Genomic DNA, 24823 nt, shown 5'->3' with positions numbered 1-24823 from the left:
GTTCAGCAGCTCAGGTCGGTGAGGGGTTCGAACTCGACGGCGAGATCGGTGAGTGCCACACCGACTGCACTCAGCGCGACCCGCGCGTTGGACGCCACGCAGGGTGCCAGTGAGTCGTCGGAGACGAGGTGTTTGAGCTTCGCGTAGACGTTGAGAAGCGTGTCTTCGGCGAGATCGAGCGGCGTACCGAGCAAATCGAGGGATCTCGATTCGCCGGTGATCGCGGTGACATTGGGGGACATGGATTTTGCCTTTCTCAACAGGCGAGGTGGTAGGCGATGAGTCGGCGACTCAGCGGTTGTCGACGAGACGTTTGGCCTTGAGTTCGAAGCGCGGCAGGCTACCTGTATTGGCGCGTTCGAACTGAAAGCGCAGCCCTTCGTGGGCGTCGGCGAGCTCGCGGCTCAATTGTGTGGCCACGCTGTTCCACTCGTCGTCGGTGACAGCGACGAACGGCTCTGCGGCAAGGGTGATCTCGTCGCGGATGTCGCGGCGTTCGATCCGGATCTGGAACTCGTCGATCTCGGTGTAGCCGCGCACGATGCTCTCCACCGCACGTGGATACACATTGGTGCCGCGCACCAGCTTCATGTCGTCGACTCTGCCGAGGATTCCTCCCTCGTAGATATCCCATGTGCGGCCGGTGCCTGCACGTGTATGGGGCACCTTGACCACCAGATCTGCACTGCGATAACGGATCAGCGGAATCGTGCTGCGGCCGAACGAGGTACACACGCGTTCGCCGCGCTCTCCGTAGCCGACCTCCTCGCCGGTCTCTGGATCGATGACCTGCTCGATGAAGTGGTCCTCGATGATGTGACAGCCACCGGGCTGATCGATGGGCTCGAACATGAAGATCGTCGACACCTCGGTCATACCCGCTGTGTCGAAACACTTGGCTCCCCATTGGCTTTCGATCAATGCCTTGGTCTCGGGAATCGAACCTGCAGGCTCCCCGGACAGGATCACGGTGTGCACCTTGCTGGCGGGCAGGTCGATTCCCAGGGCCTGGGCTTCCTGTGCCAGCCGGAGTGCGTAGGTCGGCGTCGAGGCCACAACAGTGCAGTCGAAGTCGATGATCTGTCTAATGCGCTGGGTGGTAATCTGTGCGCCTCCGGGGATGGTGAGCGCGCCCAGCTTCTCCAGTCCGTTGTGCAGGCCCCAGAAGCCGATGAAGGTGCCGTAACCGAAAGCGACATAACCGATGTCGTGAGGACGTATGCCCGCACCCCACAGGGCGTAGCACCACATTTCGGCTGACCACGCCCAATCCTTGCGGCTGTCGAGCGCGCGGAGCGGGGTCTTGCCGCTGGTCCCGCTGGTGGTGTGCATCCGGATCGCACGAGTGTGATCGGCGACCGGCAATTCTCCGTAGGGCGGACACTGTTCCTGGCTGTGCATCCAGTCCTCACGTGTGAGGAACGGGATTCGATTGATGTCGGCTCTGGTCTTCAGCTGCTCGGGCGCGAAACCCGCTGCGGCAAAACTGCGTTGATAGAAGGGGCTGCGTGCTGCGGCCCATTCGGTCAGGCGGCGCAGCTTGGTCAGTTGCAAGGAGTCGAGCTCGGAGCGGTCGAGCTGCTCAGTCTTCGGATTCCAGAAGGGTTGGTCGTTCACTGTGGCTCATTCCCGTCAGGTGTGCTGATCAGACTGGGGACAGAAGGTGGATGGGTGGACGCCGGCAACGATGACGGATCGGCTTATTCGATATTGCGTCAAATTGACTGCCGTCGCAATACCGATATACGAGCTTTTACCGGCCCGTAACGCATCCCGTCGGTGGTATGAGGCGCCCGAGGCACGTCGTAATCGAATCGGCGATACTCCATGGTCAGGCGTGGTCGGGATGTGTTGCGACGAGTCGGTAGCTGCCTGAGTGGAACACCAGAGGTTCTCCGCCGGGTGCGCTGAACTCCTCGACCTCTCCGAGGAAGATCACATGGTCTCCCGCGTCCACGCGCTGCACGGTTCGGCACTGGAACTGCGCGACAACGCGATCGAGTAGCGGTGTGCCGTCGATGCCCTCGGTGTGTTCCACACCTGCGAACTTGTCTTCTGCGGGTGTCGCGAACTGACGGGACAGGTCGTGCTGGTCTGCGGCGAGGATGTTGACCGCGAACCTGCCGGCCGCACTGAGATCCACCAGACTCGGCGCGTTTCTGGCAGGACAGAAGGAGACAAGGGGTGGGTCGAGCGACACCGACGTGAATGAGTTGGCGGTGAGCCCGATCTTTCGACCGTCCGGCGATCTGGCGGTGATGACGGTGACTCCCGTGGCGTAGTGCCCGAGCGCGCGCCGGAGTTCGCGACGATTGTGCACGGACTTGGCCTCGCGGCGGGCGGTGTCGAGTAGACGCTGCGCTTGTGCGGGGGCGAACCACCAGTCCGAGACGGTGCGGGGGTCGTCGAATCCGCGGACCACGGCATCGGCGACGGTCGGCCACTGTGTCGCTTCGGCGAATACCGTCTCCACATGGTCGGGGATACCGGCGAGCATGCTGTTCGTCCAGGAGACCGACCATTGCCCCCAGCCTCGCCAATACTTCTCGAAAGTTCTTCGCATCCAAGCGGAGTCGAAGGGGCGATCGCCATGCGAGGTGATTGCCTGGTGGTAGACATGCGCCGAGTGCACGGCATTGTTGCTGCCCTGCCCTGTCACCGGATCATTGAGGACCACAACGTCGGCCATGCCGAGAACATGCCGTCCGTTGCACAAGGTGGCCACAGGGTGGCGCACCCGCGGGACCACCGCACCGTGCAGCGTCGCGTTCATGTCGGTGAGTGCGATATCGCCTGCGCGGCGGGCGATGTCGGGAAAATGCCCTGTCAAGGCGGCGCGGATGTACTCGAGACGCTGCCCAGGGGAATCGAGCCCTGGGGCGTCCGGGGCGCCTCGCGGGTCGAGCGGTCCGCCGGGAACCGCTTCGATCAAGATGATCTGGCAGGTTCCGCTGGTGGACAGCGCAGGCATCGTGAGGCACTCGCCGACGCCCGCCACCGACGTCATCGTCAGTTCGGCGCTCGGATCGGAGGACATGCCGGTCACATAGGCCATCGTGGATATGCGCTGTGGCGCATCGTAAATCGTGCGCGATCGGTCGATCTCAAAGACCTCCGACAACGCGCCCTTTCCGCTGGCCACGATCGTCAGATCGTGTGTGGCGGTCAGCTCTTGAAGGTCAACGGTACCGACCTCGCCCAGCCGAATCCTGCCGTCGAGGGCAACGAAGTCATCGATCCAGCGCGCGCACTTGAGTCGCTGATCCACCGATGCGGCGGGGGAATCGAGGTGACCCACGAATGACGTCGTCGAATTCGCTGGATCAATGCAGTTGGCGGAATCGCCTGTGCCCGTGTCATCGCCTGTGCCCCTGTCGATCGCGCCCTCGCTGACAGTGATTGCCATGCGCTCGATGGTGGGGATCTCGCCCGACCAGTGATCGAGGCCGAGGTCTGATTCGACGGCCAGGGCCGAGGAGAACATGCACTGACTCGACAACACCGGACCGGTGCGGATTTCTGCGGCGGTGCGATCGGTGGCCAGCGTGACGTCGTATCCGTCGCGGCGTAGCGCAAGTGCCAGCAGCGCGCCGGACTGCCCTGCGCCGACGATGGCGATACGTCGACTCATGACGCGACCGGAGTGAGGTACTCCGAGGCTGCCAGTGCGGGATCCATGAACCAGTTGAAGAAGTCTCGCGGGTCGTCGAATCCGTTGACGAATCGGCGAGTTATCCGATTGTCGGCCGCCGCTCCACCGAGGAGTGCCAGGACGTGCTCGGGGGGAGGTGCAAGCAGCGCGTTGGTCCAGTCGACCACGTATTTGGCGTAGTCCCAATAACGTTCGAAGGTGTCCTGCATGAAGGTCGCGTCGAATGGCGCGTCGCCGTGCTCGAGGATGCTCGCGAGATACGACGCCGCGCACTTGCTGGCGTTGTTGCTTCCCTGTCCGGTGATCGGATCGTTGAGCACCACGACGTCTGCCATTCCCAACACCGGGGCGCCCGAGGGCAATGTGGCGACCGGGTGCCGGACAGCAGGCGTGAATCGGCCGGCGAGAGTGCCGTTGGGATCGGTCAGCTCGATGCCCGCTGAGCGCTCGGACTCCCACGGAGTGAACGTGTCGACAACCCACTTGGCGCGCGCGAGATGCTCGTCGGGACCGGTGATATCGGACCAACAGTCCATCGGGCCCCCCGGAATCCCCTCCATCACCATGATTTCGCAGGGTCCGCTGGTCGTCAGCGCCGGGAAGACGAAATACTCGCCGACACCGGGGATCAGATTGAACGCGACCGACGAGTACGGGGTGCGCGGCGTCATCCCGGTGACGTACGTCAGGGCAAGGGCGCGCGCGGGTGCGGTGTGGACGGAGCGGATGTCGTCGCGCGAGAACAGCTTCGCGATCTCACCCTTGCCCGCGGCCACAATCACAAGATCGCTTGTAGAGGAGTACTTTTCGAGGTCGTCCAGGTCGGCGGAATCGATGACAAGCGTGCCTCCGCGACGGGTGAACTCGTCCATGAACTTCGGCATCTTGACGCGCTGGTCGACCGACTGGGCGGGCAGGTCGAGTCGTGAAGACCAACTGAAGGCCGGTGTGCCGTCCGGGCCGGGCACAGCGAAGCCGACACCTTCGACCGGTGGACACTCTTTGCTCCAGAAGTCCAACCCCAGTGCTGCTTCGCGAGCCAACGCGGAGCCGAACATGCATTGGCTGGAACTGACTCGTCCGGCCGCGATCTGATCCGGAGTGCGATCGGAGACGATGGTGACGTCGTATCCGTTGTCCAGCAGCCCGATTCCGAGCTGCAGGCCGGACTGTCCGGCGCCGATGATGGTGATTGTCGACATGGTGTCTTCCTTCGTGATGATTGTGGTGCGGATGGTTGTGGTGAGATCGGGTGGTTTCGCCAGATGGGTTGGCGCGAAGACTATTCGGCGAGCAGAGGGATGGCGGGTTCCGAGCGCTCGGGACCGATGGCCGAGTATCCGCCGTCGGCGGCCCAGTCGGCACCGGTGACGACCGATGCGGCGTCGGAGGCGAGAAAGCTTATGACGTCGCCGATTTCAGATGGGTTGCCCACTCTGCGAGTCAGGTGAAAAGGTGCAGCGACCGCGTCTGTCTTCGCGCGGTCGTTTCCGGACATCTCGCGCATGATCTTCGACCAGGTCCAACCGGGACTCACCGAGTTCACGCGAATGCCGTCGGCGGCATAGTCCATCGCCATCGAGCGGGTCAGTTGTACGACGGCAGCCTTGCTGGCGGGGTAGACCCAGCGTCCGGTTTGCGCGACTGTGGAGGAGATCGACCCGAAGTTGACGATGGCGCCGCCGCCGCGCTTGCTCATATGTGGGCGCACGGCTTCTGACAGCAGAGCGGCACTGACCAGGTTGACATCAAGTGCGCGTAGCCAATCGGCGCGTGTGGTCGCCATGCCGTCGTCGACGTAGCTGCACGCCAGGTTGACCAGAATGTCGATCCCGCCGAATTTCCCGACGGTGGTCGCGACCAACTCTGCAAGCGAATCGTCCTCGGTGAGATCGGTTTCGACGAAATCGATACCGGGGTCGGTATCCGCTAGCTGCTTGCCGCGATCGACGTCGATATCCGCGACGACGACCGTGGCCCCGGCGGCGCGCAGGCTGTGTGTCACTCCCCAGCCGAGGTCGGTGGCACCCCCGGACACGATGGCTATGCGGTTGGACAGCGGGCGTGCCGTGCGATCGGCGTCGGTAGGCAGTGGGGCTGATGTCACGGGATTCTCCGATTCCTTGGACGAGCGGTGGCGGGCAGACTGCGCGGGCCACGTGGGGTGTCCGGCGCTGCGGTGACCACCAAGCTAGGAATGCGGGGGCCGGGCGTCTATGCGCCGTGCGCAGGTGTTATCCGCTTCGCGCACGGCCGCGACAAGTTGACGGCGATGAATCTCAGGTGGAACGCAGAGTTAACACGATTCCGTGACGCCAGTCAGAAAATCGCAGTAGCCTTGCGCTACGAGCAGGGAGAAGTGCCATGACAATCACCACGGACGCCGCGCCTGCGGCTGAAATGTCCTGGGTCCCGCTACGTCGATTCGAGCTGGCGTCGTCTGCGGACGTCGATAACGCGAGATCAACTGTGGCCGAGGCCTTCTGTCGGCATCAGCTCTCACCGATCGATACCTCCGACGGGTTCGCGGCTCAGTTCAATGGCGTGCAATTGGGCAGCGTCGGGCTCTACTACCTCGATTACGGAAGTACCGTACGGATCGATCCCAGAGAACTCGACGACTTCTATCTCGTACAGATCCCACTCGCGGGGTACGCAAGCATCCACGGTGGTGGGTGGGAGGTGGAATCGGGACCGGGTGTCGCGTCGATACTCCAACCGACGCAGCAGGTATCGATGCGCTGGCGAACGGGCAACCGACAGCTTCTCGTGCACATCGACAGCGACGCTCTGCACGACCGGCTACGTCGACGCCTCGGCTATATTCCGCGCGAATCGGTCCGATTCGACTCGGCCATGCGACTCGACGGCGATGCCGAACGCGCGTGGGTTCGGCTCGTTCGGACACTCGTCGACAACGTCGATCTCATCGGCGCGGATCAGGGACACCTCGCCGTCGGCGAACTCGGCGACGCGGTCATGAACCAGTTGCTGCTCAGCCACCACAACAACTACTCCGACCGCCTGCACGAGCAACGTACCGACGTGGTGGTTCCACGCCCTGTGCGCCGCGCTGCGGATCTGTTGGAGGCGCGGATGTCCGCGCCGGTGAGCATCCCCGATATCGCCGGCGAGGTCGGACTGAGCGTGCGCTCGTTGCAGTTGGGATTCCGCACGCACTTCGGGACGACGCCGTCCGAGCATCTCCGGTCCCTCCGCCTGGCGCGCGTTCACGCCGAACTCCGGGCTGCAGATGCCACGGAGACAACGGTGTCCGACGTCGCGCTGCGATGGGGCTTCACACATTTGGGGCGCTTCGCCGCCGCATATCGCAGTGAGTTCGGTGAGACACCCGCCTCGACGTTGAGGCGCTGGTGACCCTGGCTACGCAGAAGCTCCGTACGGCCCCGACGGGGTATCAGGACACCGGTGGCTCGGCCTCACCCAACGTCTCCCAGAGAAACTCGTAGGCCAGCGCCGACTTGTATGCCGCCTGCTTGTTGTCGGCGGCGCCGCCGTGGCCGCCCTCGATGTTCTCGTAGTAGTCGACGGTGTGGCCGTTTTCTTCAAGCCGCGCAACGAGTTTGCGCGCGTGACCCGGGTGTACACGGTCGTCGCGAGTCGAGGTCGTCACAAGGATCGGCGGGTAGTCGACCTCGCGTCGGATGTTCTGATAGGGCGAGAACGGCTCCATGAACGCCCACTCCTCGGGGTCTTCCGGATTGCCGTACTCGGCAACCCACGACGCTCCCGCGAGCAGAAGGTGGTAGCGGTACATGTCGATCAGCGGCACCTGGCAGACGAGTGCACCGAACAGCTCGGGGTAGCGGGTGAGCATGACGCCCATCAGTAGTCCGCCATTCGAACCACCCTGTGCACCAAGCTGTTCCGGGGTCGTGATGCGTCGAACGACCAGATCCTTCGCGACGCTGGAGAAGTCCTCGTAGACCAGATGGCGCCCCGCCTTCTGTGCCACGGTGTGCCATGCGGGGCCGTACTCGCCGCCGCCGCGGATGTTGGCGATCACGTAGATGCCGCCGCGTTCGATCCATGCCCTCCCGGCAACCGTCAAATAGCCTGGGGTGAGAGCATTTTCGAAGCCGCCGTACCCGTAGAGCAGCGTCGGTCCGCTCGTGACGTCGGTACGTCGAACGACGAAGTAGGGGATGAGCGTGCCGTCGTCGGAGGTCGCGAAGTACTGTTCGGTGGTCACTGCCGATGCGTCGAAGAACTCGGGGCTGTGCTTGATCACGGTGGCGTCGTCGGAGCCGATCGTGCCGTGCAGCAGGCTGGGCGGTTCGGTGAACGACGTGGCCGACCAGAACACTTCGTCGCTGTGATCGGGATCGGTGTCGAGCACGGAAATCGTTGCCAGGCCCGGTAATCCGGCTACCTCGACGGGCGACCACTCGCCTACGGTCAGCACCGTGATCGACGTGTGTACGTCGTGCAGCGTCGTGATGATCAGGTAGTTCTTGGTGAACGTGAAGTCGACGAGGCTGGTGTGGCCATCCGGCTCGAAGAGCACTGTGGCGTCGCGGTTGCCGTCGAGGTAGGCCTGATAGTCGAAAGTGAGGAGTGTGCCGGGCGCGTACGTCGGACCGTCGGGACCCGTCGGCGACCATTCCGAGCGCGTCATGACCAACAGCCAGTCGCGTCGTACGCCCGCGTACGCGTCGGTGGGGACGTCGATGAGGACGAGCTCGCCGTCACGGTTCTCGAAGAGCAGAGAGTTGAAGAAATCCGTTGCGCGAGAGACAAAATGACGTTCGAAGCCGGGGGTGTCGTCGTAGACGGCTCGAATCGAGATGTCTGACGGTTCGCCGGTGAAGACGGTGACGGCGTCATCGAGAGGGGTGCCGCGAGTCCAGCGTTTCGCGATGCGCGGGTATCCCGATTCGGTCAGCGAGCTGTGCCCGTCGGGTGCGGTACCGAAGTCGGTGCCGACGTAGACGTTGTCCTCGTCGATCCAACTCACCGTCGACTTGTTCTCGGGGAGCGTGAATCCGTCGGTGACCCAGGTGCGTGTGGTGAAGTCGAATTCGCGCACCACCGCGGCGTCGGCACCGCCGCGCGACAGCGAGATCAGCACTCGCCGATAATCGGGGCGCAGCGCCGTAGCGCCCTTCCACACCCAGTTCTCGTCCTCGGACTTGGCGAGTTCGTCGACGTCGATCAACACGTCCCACTCGGGATCGTCGGTGCCGTAGGAGTCGAGGGTCGTGCGGCGCCACAGGCCGCGCGTATTGGAGGCGTCGCGCCAGAAGTTGTAGAGGTAGTCGCCGCGGCGTCGAACGTAGGGGATGCGGTCGTCGGTATCGAGCGCCTCGAGAGTCTGTTCCTCGATCTCGGCGAACCGCTTCGACGCGGTCAGCCGGTCGACGGTCGGGGCGTTGTGCTCGCGCACCCAGTCGAGCGCGGAGTCGGAGGTGACCTCCTCGAGCCACAGGTAAGGGTCGGTGCTCTCGGATGTCATCGGTGCGCAACCTCTCGTCGGGGACGTCTGGCGTGGTCGATCGTCCGCTCTCACGGACCTACTGGCCAAAATAGCGCGCCCGTGTATTCGGATCGGCGCGCTGCTGGTCGGCGGTGTCGGCGGCGTGTCGATACGGTCGGGCGTGGATAGGCTCGAGAGGGTGAGCCGTTCCGTCGAGCACGTGTCTGCCCCTGTGCGTCGCAGTGCAGAGCCCGATCAGATCTCCGTGCGCGGGGCTCGGGTGAACAACCTGGCCGATCTCGACGTCGACATCCCGCTGCGCGCGCTGGTGGGAATCGCGGGGGTGTCCGGATCGGGCAAGTCGTCGCTGGCTCTCGGGGTGCTGTACGCGGAGGGGTCGCGGCGCTACATCGAGGCGCTGTCCACCTACACCCGACGCCGCATGGCGCAGGCAGCGCGCGCGAACGTCGACTCCGTCGAGCACGTACCGGCGGCGCTCGCGCTGCGACAGCGACCTGCGCCACCGGGAGTGCGTTCGACGTTCGGTACGTCGAGCGAGTTGCTCAACGTGCTGCGCCTGATGTTCTCGCGCCTGGCGTCGCACAGATGTCCCAACGGCCACTACGTGCCCCCGACGATCGACGTCGCAGCCGAACGGCCGTTCTTCTGCCCGGTCTGCGGCGCGCAGGTCGACGCTCCCGGCGCCGAGGATCTCGCCTTCAACTCGCGTGGCGCGTGCCCGACGTGCGGGGGGACCGGCGTCGTACGGACCGTCGACGACGACGCGCTCGTCCCCGACCCCGACAAGACCCTCGACGAGGGCGCGGTGGTGCCGTGGAACATGTTCGGGTTCAACGTGCAGCCTGCCATCGCCCGCGAGTTCGGGGTCCGCACCGACGTGCCCTGGCGCGACCTCACCGACGACGAACGCGAGATCGTGCTCGACGGACCGGAGGAGAAGAAGCACATCACCGTCACGTCGAAGAAGGGCGTGCACGATCTCGACTTCACCTTCCGCAATGCCCGGCTCACGGTCACCGAGGAGCTCAAGCGTGCTGACAACGAGAAGCGGCTGGCTCGGGTGAGCCGTTTCCTCACTGTCGGAACGTGTCCCGCATGTGACGGCACACGACTGAGCGACGCTGCGCGGGCACCACGGATCGGCGACGACAATCTGGCGGATATAACCGCGCTCTCGCTCGACGATGTACTCGCCTGGGCGCCAGGGGTTCCGGCAACACTGCCGTCCGAGATGCGGGAAATGGCACAGGGACTCGTCGACACGCTGTTCGGTATGGCGCGGCGGCTCGTCGAGTTGGGACTCGGCTATCTCACCCTCGATCGCGCGGGTGCCACGCTGTCGACGGGCGAACGGCAACGGGTACAACTCGCGCGGGCGGTGCGCAATCGGACCACCGGCGTGCTCTACGTGCTCGACGAGCCGTCGATCGGTCTGCATCCCGCGAACATCGAGGGTCTGCTCGGTGTGATGAACGACCTTCTCGCCGATGGTAATTCGGTGGTCTTCGTCGACCATGACGTGCAGATTCTGCGTCATGCGGAATGGCTCGTCGAGATCGGACCCGGATCGGGAAGTGACGGCGGCAGGGTCATCGCACATGGGACGGTGCCAGCGGTTTCCGACGACCCGGATTCGCGCCTGGCCGGATTCCTCACCGGCGCGGAGGAAGTGGTGGTTCGTGCGCAGAGTCCGCGCGACGAGGTGTTCGCGCTCGGGACATTCCATCTCGAGACGTCGGCGATCCACACCGTCGAACCGCTGGCCGTCGACATCCCGCGTGGTCGGCTCGTTGCCGTCACCGGGGTGTCGGGTTCGGGCAAGACCACGATGGTGCTCGAGTCGTTCGTGCCCGCGCTGGCGGCGTTGTCGACCGATCCTGCAGGGCGGCTCCCGCGCCACGTCGTCGAACTCGGTGTGCCGGAGCTGCCCTCGGGCAAGAGATTTCATCCCCAGGTGGTCGACGCGACGCCGATCGGAATCAACGTACGGTCAACTGTCGCAACTTATTCCGGTGTGATGGACGATCTCCGTCGGGCCTACGCCGACACCGACACCGCACGTGCTGCGGGTTTGACCGCTTCGGACTTCTCCTACAACACCGGATCGCTCTCGTGCCCGAGATGTGAAGGTACCGGCGAGGTCTCACTCGACGTACAGTTCCTGCCCGACATCGACATCGTGTGCCCCGAGTGCAAGGGGAGCCGGTTCGCGCCGCGCGCGAGGGAGTTCACCCGCGACGGAGTATCGCTTCCGGTGCTGCTCGGCTACACCATTCGCGACGCCGCCGACGCAGTATCGGGTCTGGCGCGAGTGACCAAGCGGCTCAAGGCTCTTGACGAACTGGGACTCGGCTACCTGACGCTCGGCGAATCAACCCCGGCGCTGTCCGGCGGCGAGGCGCAGCGTCTGAAACTGGTGAATCAGTTGCACCGCGACCAGTCCGACACGGTGTTCGTCCTCGACGAGCCGAGCGTCGGGCTGCATCCGCTGGACGTGCGCACGCTGCTACAGGTGCTGACCCGACTGACCGAGCGCGGCGCGACGGTCATCGTCATCGAGCACGACCTGGACGTGATCGCCAACGCCGACTACGTCATCGACATGGGTCCAGGGGGCGGCGAGGCGGGCGGTCGGATCGTCGCGGTCGGCACACCCGCAGAGGTGGCGAGCAGCTCCGCGTCGATCACCGGCCGCTACCTCGCCGAGCACCTGCGGGGCTGAGGGGTGGTCTCGACAAGCTCGACCAGCGGTGGGGCGCTCGGCCGGCGGTGGTCTCGACAGGCTCGACCAGCGGATAACGCTCGACCAGCGGTGGGCGCTCGATAAGCGGAGGGCGCGGTTACACGCGCAGCGGGCACCGCGTGCGCGAGTAGATGGTCGGCATGCACAGGTTGCAGTGCGTGCAATGCGAGCGCACGGTGGGGTCGTCGGCGATCCGCAGCGGTAGGTCGGGTTCGCGCAGCAGGGCGCGGCCCATCGCGAGAAAGTCGAAGCCCTCGCCCAGCGCGGCGTCCATCGTCGCGCGGTCGGTGATACCGCCGAGCAGGATTATCGGCAGGTCGATGCTCTCGCGCAGCCGGCGAGCGAGCGGCATCAGGTAGCCGGGGTGATAGTCGTAGTGCTTGAGGAAGAAGGGGCCCGCGGCCTTCAGTCCCCACCGCATCGCGCCGTGGAAGGCGTCGGCGAAAGCCTCGCGCGGTGCGTCGCCGTGGAAGAGGTACATCGGGTTCAGCAGTGAGCTGCCTGCCGTCGGCTCGATCGCGTCGAGGTGGCCGTCCGATTCCAGAAGTCGCGCGACCTCGCATGCCTCGTCGACGTCGAATCCGCGCCACCTCCCGACGCCGCCCACGCCGTCGTACATGTTGAGTTTCACCCAGACGGCTGCCGAGTCGCCGACCTCGTCACGCACCGACTCGACCACTTCGCGCGCGAGCCGCGCACGGTTGACCAGCGAGCCGCCGTACCCGTCGTGTCGATGGTTGAGCAGCGGTGAGAGAAAGCAACTGATGAGATAGTTGTGGCCGCAATGGATTTCGAGTCCGTCGAATCCCGAGTCGACCGCGATGCGCGCCGCCCTCCGGAACGATGTGCGGAGTTCGGCGATGCGGTCAGCCGAGATCTTTCGTGTCACCGACATCCCCATCGGCGCCGGAATGCGTGACGGACCAAGCGCTTTCGCGCGATTCGACGCCGAGTTCGCGACCGGCCCCGCGTGGCCGAGCTGTGCAGCGGCAAGCGCGCCTTCGGCGTGGATGGCGTCGGTGAGTCGACGCAAGCCAGGTTGCGCCTCGGGACGCATCCAGATCTGATGTCGATCGGTCCGACCCTCGGGGCTGACCGCGCAGTACGCAACCGTGCTCATGGCGACGCCGCCCGCCGCGACTTCGCGGTGGAACTCGACGAGATCGTCGGTGACGAGCGCGTCGGGCGTCGCGCCCTCGAACGTCGCACATTTGATGAGTCGGTTGCGCAGCGTCAGCGGCCCAAGGCGTGACGGCTCGAAGGGGCCGGAGGTCGACGACGAGCCGTTCACGAGCTGACCGCGGCCGGGTTGGTGACGGTTGCCGGTGTACACGGCTGACCGAGCCCGGCCACGACGAACTCGGTCAGCGACGTCACGGCGTCGTCGGACAGCGGACGTTCGGCGGAGAAGCTTGACAGGATCAGCTCGAAGGCGAGTGCCCAGCGTCGTCGAGCCTGGTTGTGGCCGAGGGCACCGACCATCGCGACCAGCATGTCGGCCCACCGGTCGAGGTCGAACCACGCACCGTGCCAGGGTGCCTCCGGATTCGCGTGGACGAACCGCGCGAGCAGCTGCAGATGCAGGTGGCCGGCGGGATCGTGTTGAATCTCGACAAACGGCGAGATCACGACGTCGACCAGTGCTGCCACCGAGGCGCGCGAGGTGTCGATCGACATGAGCTGATCTGCCCAGAGCGGCGTGAGGCGCGCCTCGAGCAGTGCCGTCGCGAGTTGATCCTTCGATCCGAAGTGGTAGTGAACGGCTGCCGGATTGGCTCCCGCGCCCGCGCAGATGGCGCGCGCCGAGACGGCGTCGTAGCCGTCGGTGAGGAAGAGGCGCTCGGCTGTCCGCAGCAATTGCTCGCGGGTGGGTGACGTGGACACGCTCATTCGGCGATTCAATCAATGATTGAACGACGCGGTGGCCGATTCGCCGGAACGGTCGATTCGGGTCAGTAAGGGGGACGTTCTGCGCGCAGGCTGGCCCTAGTCGTAGGCTGACAGTCGTGGCTGATCACTTTGAAACAGTTGTCCTGGGAGCAGGTCCAGGTGGGTACGTGGCCGCGATCCGGTCCGCCCAGTTGGGCATGAACACCGCCATCATCGAAGAGAAGTATTGGGGCGGTGTCTGTCTGAACGTTGGATGTATTCCGTCCAAGGCATTGCTGCGCAATGCCGAACTCGCCCATATCTTCAACCATGAGTCGAAGACGTTCGGGATGTCCGGGGATGTGACGTTCGACTTCGGCTCGGCATTCGACCGCAGTCGCAGCGTGGCCGACGCGAGCGCCAAGGGTGTGCACTACCTGAACAAAAAGAACAAGATCACCGAGATCGAGGGGTACGGCACCTTCGTCGACGCCAAGACCATCAAGGTCGGCGACCGCGAGATCACCTTCGACAACGTCATCATCGACACCGGCTCAGTGGTCAAGCTCCTGCCCGGCGTCGAGCTTTCCGACAACGTGGTCACCTACGAGACCCAGATCCTCACCCGCGATCTGCCGGGCTCGATCGTCATCGTCGGAGCAGGCGCGATCGGCATGGAGTTCGGCTACGTCCTCGCCAACTACGGCGTCGACGTGACGATCATCGAGTTCCTCGACCGCGTGCTCCCCAATGAGGACATCGACGTGTCCAAGGAGATCGCCAAGCAGTACAAGAAGCTCGGCGTGAAGGTCCTCACCTCCACCGGAGTGCAAACCGTCACCGACAACGGCAACGACGTCACCGTCACCTACAAGGACGCTAAGGGCAACGACGGCGAGGTCACCGTCGACCGCGTGCTGATGTCCGTCGGCTTCGCTCCCCGCGTCGAGGGCTTCGGCCTCGAGAACACCGGCGTCGAACTCACCGAACGCGGCGCCATTGCGATCGACGACTTCATGCGTACCAACGTCGACGGCATCTACGCGATTGGCGACGTCACCGCGAAGCTCCAGCTCGCACACGTCGCCGAGGCCCAGGGCGTCGTCGCTGCGGAGACCATCGCGGGCGCCGAGACCATGACCCTCGGCGACTACCGGTTCATGCCCCGCGCGACGTTCTGCCAGCCGCAGGTCGCCTCGTTCGGACTCACCGAACAGCAGGCCAAGGACGAGGGCTTCAACGTCAAGGCCACCACCTTCCCGTTCAGTGCGAACGGCAAGGCACGCGGCATGGGCGAGACCGCAGGCTTCGTCAAGCTCCTCACCAACGCCGACACCGACGAGCTCCTCGGCGCACACCTCGTGGGCGACAACGTCTCCGAGATGCTGCCCGAACTCACGCTCGCACAGAAGTGGGACCTGACCGCCAAGGAACTGGCCCGCAACGTCCACACCCACCCGACCATGAGCGAAGCAATGCAAGAAACGTTCCATGGCGCGATCGGGCACATGATCAACCTGTAGAAGACCTGCAGCACAACGGAATTCACGCGAGCCGGGACCGACGACGATGTCGGTCCCGGCTCGCGTCTCTTCAGCGACGAGACGTCACGGCACGATGATCAGCGGGCACTGGGCCGAATGCAGAACCCGTTGGCTCGTCGACCCCAATAGAAGCCCGGTGAATCCGCCGCGACCCCGGCTGCCCACGACGACGACATCCGAGTCGGCCGACGCCTTGGTGAGTGCGGCAACCGGAGCGTCGTTGACGATTTGCGTTGTCACCCGCAAGCCGGGCAGGCGTCGTCTGATCGCTTCGACGGGCACGGCGAGCGTGCCTTCGATCTGGTGTTCTGCGGTGGTGAACGCCTTGTGAGAGTGATCGAAACCCGTTGCGTCCCATGCCGAGAGTACGAGCAACTCGGCCGCTCGGTCGGTCGCCTCGTGCGCCGCCCAATCGAGTGCCTCGAGCGATTCGGGAGAACCGTCGACGCCGACGGTAACCCGACCGGTGGGTTCGACGTCGTTGCTGGTTTCGCGGATCACCGCGAGGGGGCACACCGAATGCGACGTCAGCGCTGACGCCGTGGACCCGATGAAAGCCGCTGTGAGACGGCCGGTTCCGGATGCGCCGACAGCGACCATCGACGACGTCCGTGAGCGCGAGAGCAACGCGCCACGTGGCGAACCGGTGACGATGTGCGTGCGCGGTGCGAGGTCGGGGTCCTCATGGAAGGCGACGTCTGTCGCCGCGTTGAGCGCGGCCTTGGCGCCGAGACGCGCGGCGTCGAAGAATGCCTCGGGCACCGCGAACTCGATCAGCGGGGGCGATGCAGGCTCGATCGCGAACACGATGTCGAGGGTGGTCTGATGGATAGATGCTGTGTGCGCTGCCCAGCGCGCCGCTGCCAATGCGCTCGACGATCCGTCGATGCCTACGGTGATGGGTTCCGAGTACCTCATACTTCGAGTGTGCGCTGGTCAGCGATGCCGATCGTGAGGCTTACGTCCCATCCGGATCGGGTCGCACGCCCCCGATGACGGGCAGTGCGCCCGCGCAGCGATGTCGGACCCGACGACTACAGTCGAGGTGGCGCAGGCGAGGAGAAACCGATGAGCAGGGGCGAGGCCACACGTTCGTGGACGCCGCAGCAGCCGGTCGACATCCGCGCCACGCTCGGACTCCACCGACGAGGTAGTGGCGACCCGGCTTTCCGGTACGGCGCCGACGGTTCCATCTGGCGCGCGGTGCACACTCCCGACGGCCCGGGCACGCTGGCGATCGCCTCCGACGGTTCGACGATCCGCGGGCGCGCCTGGGGACCTGGCGCCGCATGGCTACTGGAACAGATGCCGGACATGCTCGGCGCCTCAGATGACCCGGCCGCCCTGGTGCCGCGAGACGATGCCGTCGCTCGATTGGTCGCGGCGTCGACAGGTTTGCGCATCGGTAGCACCGGCCGCGTGTGGGAGGCGCTTGCAGCGGCGATCCTCGAGCAGAAAGTCGTCGGGACCGAGGCGTGGCGGGCGTGGCGGCACATACTTCGACGCTTCGGCGAACCAGCCCCGGGTCCCGTCCCGCGCGACATGCGCGTGCCACCCCCGCAAGCCGACTGGACCCGGATTCCGGTGTGGGAGTGGCATCGCAGTGGCGCAGAACCAGTGCGCATGCGCACCATCAGAGGTGCTACCGCCCTCGACGTCGAACGTCACCACGACAAGTTGGACGTGCTCCGCGGAGTCGGCCCGTGGACGGTTGCGGAAACCCGTGCGCGAGCCGTCGGCGACGTCGATGCCGTGCCGGTAGGCGACTACCACATCCCCGCTCTCATCGGCCATACGCTGATCGGCGAGAAAGTCGACGACGCCGGGATGTTGGAACTGCTGGAACCCTATGCGGGCCAACGCTATCGGATCGTGCGCATGGCAGAACTTCACGGCACGTATGCGCCGCGCCGAGGGAACCGGATGTCGGTCCGCGACTATCGGGAGCTGTGATCGGTTGTCAGGCAGTGAGTTTGGGGGTAAGCAGGGTTCGGGTGTCAGCCAATGGGTTCGGGCATGCGGGCAACGCGGTACCCGCACTCGATCGTCGCGCCCGTGGCCTCGTCGGTCATCGCGACCCGCCACGAATCGGCGAACTGGTCTATCCCCTCAACCATCGGAATGGTTCCCGAGATCACAATCGTGCCTTCGCGCAGCAACTTTCGTTCCGCGAGGACGTCGAGCCAGTAGTCCGGCGACAGCAGATCGCCGAGGGTGCCGGACTGGATCAGGGTGTCTGCGGTGTCGCTTCCGTGCCCGACCCACGCCGACAAGGTGATGTCATCTAAGTGGTCTGCGACGTCGGACAGGCGCCACGCCGCTGTACCGAGCACGTCTGGTGACGCGTTCTTGCTCCACGCGACTCCGTGAACTTCGAGTTCTCGGTCGGTGTGGTCGCATGCGACGGTGAGCAAGACGTCGTCACGGGTGTTGCCGGTGACGATCAGGGCCCACTCCGCTTCGCCGGAGGTGCGACCGTGCTGCACGGCGACCTCGTCGGTCTGCTGCGCGAGGTACGGCGAGATCGGGTACAGCGACGGAGTCACTGCGGGTGCAGGTACTCCGAGCTCGGCGAGTTCTGCGATGTGGCTGGCAACGGCGGCCTGGTCGCGGCCCGCGTAGCCGGCATTGCACACGACCTGCGGTTCTACGGCGACCGACGATCCATCGGGGAGCGTAAATGTGAGCATGTGGGTCGGAGTCCTTTCGTAAACAGCCTGTTTCGATAGCGCCGAAACACTTGCGCATACGTCTTGTATACAGCAAGTATGGGAGGCACGTCACACGACGACAGTCCGCGACAACGAATGGAAACTACCGATGACCGATGCTGTCACCGATAAGAAGTCGCTGGTCAAGGCGTTCGCTGCCAGTCTGACCGGCACCGCGCTCGAGTGGTACGACTTCGCTGTCTACTCCGCGGCGGCCGCGCTGGTGTTCCCGAAAGTCTTCTTTCCCGATAGCGATCCGCTGACCGGCACCCTGCTCGCGTTCTCGACGTACGCGGTTGGCTACGTGGCCAGGCCCGTCGGCGGTTTCGTCTTCGGCAGACTCGGCGACGTGATCGGGCGTAAACGCCTGCTCGTGATCACGCTGCTGCTGATCGGTGCGACCACCTTCGTGATCGGACTGATCCCCTCCTACGCGGCGATCGGGGTCGTCGCCCCGATCATCCTTGTCATCATGCGGTTCGCACAGGGAGTTGCGGTGGGCGGCGAATGGGGTGGTGCGGTGCTGCTCTCCAGCGAGTACGGCCCGCCGGAGAAAAGAGGCTTCTGGTCGTCGGCAGCACAGATCGGTCCGCCCGCGGGAAATCTCCTCGCCAACGGTGCACTCGCGCTATTGACCCTCACCCTCACCGAGTCCCAGTTCGAGTCGTGGGGCTGGCGAATCGCGTTTCTGCTCTCGGCGGTACTTGTCGCTTTCGGACTCTGGATTCGACTGCGTCTGGAAGACACACCGGTCTTCAAAGCGCTCCAGGACAGCGATGATCGTTCCGATGCCCCGGTGAGTGAAGTCTTCCGTACTCAGACCAAACCGCTTGTCTCGGCGATACTCTCGCGCATTGCGCCGGATGTGATGTACGCGTTGTTCACCGTCTTCTCCATCACCTATGGGGTCAACAAGCTGGGATTCGACCGTGGAGACGTGCTCATCGCGATTCTCATCGGATCGGCATTCCAGCTCGGCCTCATTCCGTTGGCAGGGGCGGCGTCCGATCGCGTGAACCGCCGACTGCTGTACGCCATCGCGGCCGTTGGCGGCGTCGCGTGGAGTGTTCTCTTCTTTGCGCTCGTCCGCGGAGACTCGCTGCCGTTGCTCATCCTCGGCGTGACGGTCGGACTGGTGTTCCACTCGTTCATGTACGGACCGCAGGCTGCGTTCGTGACCGAGCAGTTTCCGGTTCGGTTGAGGTCGACGGGAAGCTCGTTGGCGTACACGATCGCCGGAGTGTTCGGCGGCGCACTGGCGCCCCTGATCTTCACGTTCCTGCTCGACAAGACCGACAACTGGGTGCCGATCGTCGGGTACATCGGTCTCGTCGGTGTGCTGACTCTCATCGGACTGGCGATCGGGCGAGACCCGGACCGCGCTGAAGCCGAGGATGCGTCCCTGCGGAGAATCAACCCCGCAGCAGTGCCTGCAGAGTGATCTCCAGATGCGCGTCTATGGCATTTCCGACGGCCGATTCGTCTCCGGATTCAAGCGCGTCGACGATCGCGCCGTGTTCTCGGCAGACCGACTGTTGCCGATCCGGCGTCGTGGACAACGCCGTCAGGCCGGCACGGAGCTGACGCGACCGCAGCCCGGCGTAGGTCGTCGACAGCAGCTCGCTTCCGGCTGCGTCGATGAGTGCCATGTGGAACGAACCGTCGAGATCGATGAATTGTTTCGCCGCTTCATCGCTCGGCGCGTCGGCAAGTTGATGCTGGTCAGCCAGGATCGCGCGCATCTGAGCAACCGGCGCCGACTTCGCGCGCAGTGCGATCGACGCCGCGTGGCGCTCCAGCACGCCGCGCAGATCCATCAATTCGCGCAACTGGCGGCCGGACATCGGCGGGACGTGCGCGCCACGTTTCGGCACCAACTCGACGAGGCCCTGGGCCTGCAGCATCAGCAATGCCTCACGGACCGGCGTGCGGGAGACCCCGATCTGCGTCGCCAGGTCTTGTTCATTGAGAAATGCACCAGCGGCCGCGGGCGACGTGAGTACGACGTCGCGCACGTACTCGTATGCCTTGTCCCGGCCGGACGGACTTTGCATACCTCATGTATACCCCATCTATAACCCGTGGTCGCGGACCTATCCAGGAGGATCCAATGAGAACAACATCAAACCCGCAACTGCGCATCGGACTCGCACAGGTCAACAGTGGCACCGACCCGGCCGCGAATTTGAGGATCATAAAACGTCACGTCAGCGATGCCGCAGCACGCGGAGTTGATGTCGTCGTCTTTCCGGAGGCCATGATGTGCCGATTCGGGGTCCCCCTTGCCGAGATTGCAGAGCCGATCTCCGGGGACTGGGCGCGTGCTGTCGACGAGATCGCGTCGGAGGCAGGGGTCACGGTCGTCGCAGGCATGTTCACGCCGGGCGACGGGCCGAGAGTGCGCAACACCCTGTTGATCACGGGACCCGAAAACCGCACCCACTACGACAAGATCCACCTCTACGATGCGTTCGGATACTCGGAATCCGACACCGTGTCGGCCGGTGATCACCTGGTCACCGCGCAGGTGAAAGGCGTGACCATCGGATTCGCGACCTGCTACGACATTCGGTTCCCGGCGATGTTCCAAGAGCTTGCGGCCGCGGGGGCCGACCTCGTGGTCGTGTCGGCGTCCTGGGGTGCGGGCGAGGGCAAGGTCGATCAATGGACGCTCCTGGCACGGGCAAGGGCGCTGGACTCTACGACGTTCGTCGCGGCATGCGGACAGGCCGACCCGGCGGCAAGCGGCGAAATCATCACCGGCACTGCGCCTTTAGGTGTCGGACACAGCGTGGTCTGTGACCCTTCCGGGGCGGTGATCGGTCAGCTCGGCAGCGGCCCCGACCTGTTGGTTGCCGATATCGATACGGCGGCAGTCCGACGCGTGCGCGAGGCGCTGCCCGTCCTGCGCAACCGCCGACGCATTGATGCCTCGATGATCGGCAGTGCTGTGCCGAGCTGAACCAACGGTTCTTTCGGTCGCGGTGAGTGAAAATGTTTGCGGCGCAGCTGAGCTGGGCCGATGCGACCGGCCTCCGTGTCCGGCAGCGGCGGTGATTGGTGTGATCGCTACACCGGCGCCGACAATTCTTCCCAACATCGACGCCCACGGGGGTGGTCTGGGAAGGAAGAACTGTGTCGAGGAAACGTTGGGGCGCACTGGCCGTCGGACTCATAGCTGCGCTGTCGCTGTCGGTGAGCGCGTGCTCGTCCGACGATTCAGGAAGCGGTACGCAATCGGCGTCGGCGCAACGCATCACGCTGACCGTCGGCGATCAGGTCAAGCAGACGCAGTCGCTCCTGGAGGCGTCTGGTGAGCTGAAAGACCTGCCCTACGACATCGACTGGGCCTCGTTCGAGTCGGGTCCGCCACTGCTCGAAGCCGCGGCTGCAGGCAAGGTCGACATCGGTGGAACCGGCGATGTGCCACCGGTTTTCGCGCAGGCCAGCGGCGCTCCCCTGAAGATCGTCGCCGTCCAGGCACGCGAGAAGCCCGGAGACTTCCTGCTGGTTCCGAGCGGTTCGTCGGTGAAGTCGATCGCCGACCTCAAGGGCAAGAAGGTCGCATTCACCAAGGGATCGAGCTCCAACGGACTCGTGCTGGCGCTCCTCGACAAGGCGGGCCTCAAGCCCAGTGACATCCAACAGACCTACCTGACGCCCACCGAGGGTCTTTCGGCATTCACCAACGGCCAGGTCGACGCCTGGGCGGTCTGGAATCCGTTTGCTCAAGTGGCGATCTCGCAGCACGGCGCAAAGGCCGTCTCCGACGGTGCGGGTTTGGTCACCCAGCAGGCCTACTACCTCGCCTCGTCGGCATCGCTCGGCGACTCGGCGAAGCAGAAGGCCATCAGCGACCTGATCGGCCGTCTCGCGCGAGCCAACAAGTGGTCCGTGACCCATGAGGACCAGTGGATCCCGATCTACAGCAAGCTCACCAAGCTCCCCGAACCCGTTGCGCGAGCAACGTTCTCGACGTCGTCCGGTTCTCTGGTCCCGATCGGTGACGCGCAGATCGCCAAGCATCAGCGACTCCTCGACCTGTTCGCCGACGCCAAGGTGATCCCGAACAAGCCCAAGGCCGCCGACTACTTCGACAACCAGTTCAACGGCGCACTCTCGGGCACGAACTGATGACGGGGGCAGTCGCGGGCTCGGCCACAGCGGTCCGGGGTGACACCGAAGCAGGCAGTCGACGTGCGTCGGGCGGACGACGTCATCGCCTGTCGGTCGGCCCGTGGCTGCGCCTCGTCTCGCCGCTGGTCTTGCTGATCGCCTGGCAGGTGCTGTCGACCAACGGAGTCATTCCGGCCAGCAAGCTGTCTCCGCCGACACAGGTGTGGGCGGCAGCACGTGAGCTGTGGGGGACAGGAGAACTGCAAGCGGCGCTGGGGGTTTCGCTGCAGCGTGTCGGCATCGGCCTGACGCTCGGTGTGGTGCTTGCGGTCGCGCTCGGTCTGCTCGTCGGCTTCTTCCGGATCGCAGATCTGGCCATCGACCCACCACTACAGATGCTCCGCACCGTGCCATTCCTCGGGCTGATTCCGTTGTTCGTCGTGTGGTTCGGCATCGGCGAAGAGCCCAAGGTCTACATGGTGGCGCTCGGCGTGCTGTTCCCGCTGTACCTCAACCTGGTGTCGGGTATCCACGGAGTCGATGCGAAACTGATCGAGGCGGGACGCTCGGTGGGACTCGGCCGAATCGGATTGGCTCGCACCGTGATTCTTCCCGGGGCGATGCCCAGTGCCCTCACCGGGTTTCGACTGTCGCTCGGTGTGGCATGGCTATCGCTGATCGTCGCGGAGCAGATCAACGCCGACGCCGGACTCGGCTACCTCGTCATGAATGCGCGCACCTACTTCCGCAACGACATCATCGTGCTCGGTTTGGTGATCTACGCATTGCTGGGCTTGTTCAGCGATTCGATTGTCCGCGGCCTCGAGGCTTGGCTGCTCCGATGGAGGGTGAGTCGATGAGTGGGAAGACAGTTGTTCGTGCACAGGGGATTACACGTTCCTTCGGCAACGTCGAGGTGTTGCACGGCATCGATCTGACACTGCACAGCGGCGAGATCGTGGCACTCGTCGGCAGATCGGGATCGGGAAAGTCGACGCTGCTGCGGATCATCGCCGGGCTCGACGACCAGCACGGCGGCCGACTCGAGGTCGACGGATCGCGCGCGGTGGCATTCCAGGAACCGAGGCTGCTGCCCTGGCGGAGCGTCCGAAAGAACGTGTCGCTCAACCTCTCCGGTGGCAATGCCGCAGCGCGGGCCGTGACGGCGCTCGACGAGGTGGGACTGTCGCATCGCGTCGACGCCTGGCCGCTGACGCTCTCCGGTGGAGAAGCCCAGCGCGCGTCACTCGCTCGCGCGCTGGTGCGCAATCCAGAAGTACTACTGCTCGACGAACCGTTCGGCGCACTCGATGCGCTCACCCGGATCGAAGCGCACTCGTTACTCACGAGACTGTGGAGCACACACGGTTTCGCCGCGCTGCTCGTCACTCACGACGTCGAGGAGGCCGTCGTACTGGCCGACCGTGTGCTCGTCCTCGAGGACGGCGCCATCGCCTACGACGTCGCGGTCGACGTCGAGCGTCCCCGCCATCGAGACGATCAGCGCGTCGTCGAACTGCGTGAACGAGTGCTCGGCCACCTCGGCGTCGGAAGCCGGGATACCACTGCGACATCTGTTGAGGAGCCTGCCCGATGAGTGCGTCATTCCACTGGTTTCTGCCGACGTCGGGCGACGGTCGTGAGGTATTCGGTGCGCTGCAGTCGTCGGGCGTCCTCGGCACCGCGTCGGCACACCGCGCACCCGACCTCGAGTACCTGACCCTCGTCGCCAAGACCGCCGAGAAGCTGGGATTCGAGTCGGTGCTCACTCCGACCGGAACCTGGTGCCTTGATGCGTGGGTGACCACCGCGGCGCTCATCCAGGAGACGAGCAGGCTGAAGTTCCTCGTCGCGTTCCGGCCGGGATTGATCACGCCGACGCTGGCTGCCCAGCAGGCCGCGACGTTCGCCGAACTGTCCGGTGGGCGACTGGCATTGAACATCGTGACCGGTGGTGATCGCGAAGAGCAGGAGCGCTTCGGTGATCACCTCGGCAAGGAGGAACGGTACGCCCGTACCGCAGAGTTCTTGCAGATCGTGCGCGGGGCGTGGTCGGGGACACCGTACGACTTCGTCGGCGAGTACCTCGACGTCACCGGCGCCACCGTGGCACGGCCTCCGTCACCAGCGCCCGCCGTATTCTTCGGTGGCGCAAGCGAAGCCGCACGGGAGGTTGCCGCTGCACACGTCGACACGTACCTCACGTGGACCGAACCGCCCGAGAAGGTGGCCGCCCTGATCGACGATGTGCGTGCCCGGGCGGCGAGGCACGGCAGGACGCTCTCCTTCGGCATCCGTGCGCACGTGATCACCCGCGACACGCGCGAAGAGGCATGGGCAGAAGCCCGCAAGCTGGTCGACCGCATGGACCCGAACGTGATTGCCATTGCGCGAGAACGGCTTCTGCAGTCCGAGTCCGAGGGGCAGCGTCGACAACTCGCGTTGAACGCCGACCTCGCGAATCTCGAGGTGTACCCGGGCTTGTGGGCAGGCTACGGACTGGTGCGTCCCGGTGCCGGCACCGCTTTTGTGGGCAGCCACGCCGAGGTGGCCGACCTCATCGGTCAGTATCGTGCGCTCGGCGTCGACCACTTCATCCTGTCCGGTCAGCCGCACATCGAGGAGGCGTACTGGTTCGCGGAGGGCGTTGCGCCGCTGGTGCGTGCTGCCGAAGCCCGCGCGCCCCAGGTGATCTGAGGTTCGCGGCGTCTGGATGTGTGTCGTATCGGA

Annotated in this window: 21 protein-coding genes; 10 read left to right on the top strand and 11 right to left on the bottom strand. The window is 64.8% G+C overall.

What is annotated here, in order from left to right:
* Positions 1-2 precede the first annotated feature (2 nt).
* From A5788_RS17865 to A5788_RS17845, 5 genes are all read right to left on the bottom strand, one after another.
* Positions 3-242: a hypothetical protein gene (locus tag A5788_RS17865; protein ID WP_064869026.1), complete on the bottom strand. Its 240-nt coding sequence runs from the start codon at positions 240-242 to the stop codon at positions 3-5.
* A 49-nt stretch (positions 243-291) separates the two neighbouring features.
* Positions 292-1617 (bottom strand): phenylacetate--CoA ligase family protein, encoded by a 1326-nt coding sequence (locus tag A5788_RS17860; protein ID WP_064869023.1) that lies wholly within the window; start codon positions 1615-1617, stop codon positions 292-294.
* 214 nt (positions 1618-1831) lie between these two features.
* Positions 1832-3631 carry a flavin reductase gene (locus A5788_RS17855; RefSeq protein ID WP_064869020.1) on the bottom strand — a complete coding sequence of 600 codons (1800 nt, stop codon included), beginning with the start codon at positions 3629-3631 and terminating at the stop codon, positions 1832-1834.
* The gene (locus tag A5788_RS17850) at positions 3628-4854 is read right to left on the bottom strand and encodes a styrene monooxygenase/indole monooxygenase family protein (RefSeq protein WP_064869017.1); all 1227 of its coding nucleotides are present in this window, start codon (positions 4852-4854) and stop codon (positions 3628-3630) included. Before A5788_RS17850 ends, A5788_RS17855 begins: the two co-directional genes overlap by 4 nt.
* Positions 4855-4934: 80 nt before the next feature.
* The gene (locus A5788_RS17845; protein WP_231894125.1) at positions 4935-5759 is read right to left on the bottom strand and encodes an SDR family oxidoreductase; all 825 of its coding nucleotides are present in this window, start codon (positions 5757-5759) and stop codon (positions 4935-4937) included.
* A gap of 257 nt (positions 5760-6016) precedes the next feature.
* Here A5788_RS17845 and A5788_RS17840 point away from each other — a divergent pair, with 257 nt between their 5' ends.
* Complete coding sequence (locus A5788_RS17840; RefSeq protein WP_082937875.1) at positions 6017-7030, top strand: AraC family transcriptional regulator; 1014 nt, start codon at positions 6017-6019, stop codon at positions 7028-7030.
* 40 nt (positions 7031-7070) lie between these two features.
* On the opposite strand, the gene A5788_RS17835 is transcribed toward A5788_RS17840, so the two are convergent.
* Positions 7071-9128 (bottom strand): prolyl oligopeptidase family serine peptidase, encoded by a 2058-nt coding sequence (locus tag A5788_RS17835; RefSeq protein WP_064869011.1) that lies wholly within the window; start codon positions 9126-9128, stop codon positions 7071-7073.
* Positions 9129-9288: 160 nt separating this feature from the next.
* On the opposite strand from A5788_RS17835, the gene A5788_RS17830 reads away from it, so the two are divergent.
* Positions 9289-11832 (top strand): AAA family ATPase, encoded by a 2544-nt coding sequence (locus A5788_RS17830; RefSeq protein WP_064869008.1) that lies wholly within the window; start codon positions 9289-9291, stop codon positions 11830-11832.
* A 118-nt stretch (positions 11833-11950) separates the two neighbouring features.
* Here the strand turns inward: A5788_RS17830 and A5788_RS17825 are convergent, their stop codons facing one another.
* The gene (locus A5788_RS17825; protein WP_064869156.1) at positions 11951-13144 is read right to left on the bottom strand and encodes an oxidoreductase; all 1194 of its coding nucleotides are present in this window, start codon (positions 13142-13144) and stop codon (positions 11951-11953) included.
* A complete protein-coding gene (locus A5788_RS17820; RefSeq protein WP_064869004.1) occupies positions 13141-13743 on the bottom strand; it encodes a TetR/AcrR family transcriptional regulator in 603 nt (200 codons plus the stop codon). Before A5788_RS17820 ends, A5788_RS17825 begins: the two co-directional genes overlap by 4 nt.
* Before the next feature lie 116 nt (positions 13744-13859).
* On the opposite strand from A5788_RS17820, the gene lpdA reads away from it, so the two are divergent.
* Entirely contained in the window at positions 13860-15245 is a 1386-nt protein-coding gene (lpdA, locus tag A5788_RS17815; protein ID WP_082937874.1) for a dihydrolipoyl dehydrogenase, read from the top strand.
* A gap of 84 nt (positions 15246-15329) precedes the next feature.
* On the opposite strand, the gene A5788_RS17810 is transcribed toward lpdA, so the two are convergent.
* A complete protein-coding gene (locus A5788_RS17810; protein WP_049697622.1) occupies positions 15330-16184 on the bottom strand; it encodes a universal stress protein in 855 nt (284 codons plus the stop codon).
* Positions 16185-16334: 150 nt separating this feature from the next.
* Between A5788_RS17810 and A5788_RS17805 the strand changes: the two genes are divergently transcribed.
* Positions 16335-17219 (top strand): DNA-3-methyladenine glycosylase family protein, encoded by an 885-nt coding sequence (locus tag A5788_RS17805; RefSeq protein WP_064869154.1) that lies wholly within the window; start codon positions 16335-16337, stop codon positions 17217-17219.
* Between the two features lie 44 nt (positions 17220-17263).
* Here the strand turns inward: A5788_RS17805 and A5788_RS17800 are convergent, their stop codons facing one another.
* Positions 17264-17956: a DUF2848 domain-containing protein gene (locus tag A5788_RS17800; protein WP_064869001.1), complete on the bottom strand. Its 693-nt coding sequence runs from the start codon at positions 17954-17956 to the stop codon at positions 17264-17266.
* A gap of 130 nt (positions 17957-18086) precedes the next feature.
* Here A5788_RS17800 and A5788_RS17795 point away from each other — a divergent pair, with 130 nt between their 5' ends.
* Complete coding sequence (locus A5788_RS17795) at positions 18087-19418, top strand: MFS transporter (RefSeq protein WP_064868998.1); 1332 nt, start codon at positions 18087-18089, stop codon at positions 19416-19418.
* On the opposite strand, the gene A5788_RS17790 is transcribed toward A5788_RS17795, so the two are convergent.
* Positions 19390-20031 carry a GntR family transcriptional regulator gene (locus A5788_RS17790; protein ID WP_049697625.1) on the bottom strand — a complete coding sequence of 214 codons (642 nt, stop codon included), beginning with the start codon at positions 20029-20031 and terminating at the stop codon, positions 19390-19392. The genes A5788_RS17795 and A5788_RS17790 overlap by 29 nt on opposite strands.
* An 80-nt stretch (positions 20032-20111) precedes the next feature.
* Here A5788_RS17790 and A5788_RS17785 point away from each other — a divergent pair, with 80 nt between their 5' ends.
* The 5 genes from A5788_RS17785 (at position 20112) to A5788_RS17765 (ending at position 24790) form a co-directional block, all read left to right on the top strand.
* On the top strand, positions 20112-20939 hold the full coding sequence (locus tag A5788_RS17785; protein WP_197494484.1) for a carbon-nitrogen hydrolase family protein: 828 nt from the start codon (positions 20112-20114) through the stop codon (positions 20937-20939).
* Positions 20940-21112: 173 nt separating this feature from the next.
* Entirely contained in the window at positions 21113-22111 is a 999-nt protein-coding gene (locus A5788_RS17780) for an ABC transporter substrate-binding protein (protein WP_064868992.1), read from the top strand.
* Positions 22111-22953, top strand: coding sequence for an ABC transporter permease (locus tag A5788_RS17775; RefSeq protein WP_064868989.1), 843 nt, complete (start codon positions 22111-22113; stop codon positions 22951-22953). The genes A5788_RS17780 and A5788_RS17775 overlap by 1 nt, the downstream gene beginning before the upstream one ends.
* Entirely contained in the window at positions 22950-23690 is a 741-nt protein-coding gene (locus A5788_RS17770; RefSeq protein ID WP_156525547.1) for an ABC transporter ATP-binding protein, read from the top strand. The genes A5788_RS17775 and A5788_RS17770 overlap by 4 nt, the downstream gene beginning before the upstream one ends.
* Positions 23687-24790, top strand: a complete 1104-nt coding sequence (locus A5788_RS17765) for an LLM class flavin-dependent oxidoreductase (protein ID WP_064868983.1) — start codon at positions 23687-23689, stop codon at positions 24788-24790. Before A5788_RS17770 ends, A5788_RS17765 begins: the two co-directional genes overlap by 4 nt.
* Positions 24791-24823: the final 33 nt, after the last annotated feature.

Source organism: Gordonia sp. 852002-50816_SCH5313054-c (genome assembly GCF_001665925.1).
GTDB lineage: Bacteria > Actinomycetota > Actinomycetes > Mycobacteriales > Mycobacteriaceae > Gordonia > Gordonia jacobaea.
This window is presented reverse-complemented; position numbering and strand designations above follow the sequence as displayed.

Coding starts and splice junctions, on each gene's coding strand:
- A5788_RS17865 (WP_064869026.1), bottom strand. CDS start 242: ATGTCCCCCAATGTCACCGCGATCACCGGCGAATCGAGATCCCTCGAT.
- A5788_RS17855 (WP_064869020.1), bottom strand. CDS start 3,631: ATGAGTCGACGTATCGCCATCGTCGGCGCAGGGCAGTCCGGCGCGCTG.
- A5788_RS17850 (WP_064869017.1), bottom strand. CDS start 4,854: ATGTCGACAATCACCATCATCGGCGCCGGACAGTCCGGCCTGCAGCTC.
- A5788_RS17840 (WP_082937875.1), top strand. CDS start 6,017: ATGACAATCACCACGGACGCCGCGCCTGCGGCTGAAATGTCCTGGGTC.
- A5788_RS17835 (WP_064869011.1), bottom strand. CDS start 9,128: ATGACATCCGAGAGCACCGACCCTTACCTGTGGCTCGAGGAGGTCACC.
- A5788_RS17820 (WP_064869004.1), bottom strand. CDS start 13,743: ATGAGCGTGTCCACGTCACCCACCCGCGAGCAATTGCTGCGGACAGCC.
- A5788_RS17810 (WP_049697622.1), bottom strand. CDS start 16,184: ATGAGGTACTCGGAACCCATCACCGTAGGCATCGACGGATCGTCGAGC.
- A5788_RS17805 (WP_064869154.1), top strand. CDS start 16,335: ATGAGCAGGGGCGAGGCCACACGTTCGTGGACGCCGCAGCAGCCGGTC.
- A5788_RS17800 (WP_064869001.1), bottom strand. CDS start 17,956: ATGCTCACATTTACGCTCCCCGATGGATCGTCGGTCGCCGTAGAACCG.
- A5788_RS17795 (WP_064868998.1), top strand. CDS start 18,087: ATGACCGATGCTGTCACCGATAAGAAGTCGCTGGTCAAGGCGTTCGCT.
- A5788_RS17790 (WP_049697625.1), bottom strand. CDS start 20,031: ATGCAAAGTCCGTCCGGCCGGGACAAGGCATACGAGTACGTGCGCGAC.
- A5788_RS17775 (WP_064868989.1), top strand. CDS start 22,111: ATGACGGGGGCAGTCGCGGGCTCGGCCACAGCGGTCCGGGGTGACACC.
- A5788_RS17770 (WP_156525547.1), top strand. CDS start 22,950: ATGAGTGGGAAGACAGTTGTTCGTGCACAGGGGATTACACGTTCCTTC.
- A5788_RS17765 (WP_064868983.1), top strand. CDS start 23,687: ATGAGTGCGTCATTCCACTGGTTTCTGCCGACGTCGGGCGACGGTCGT.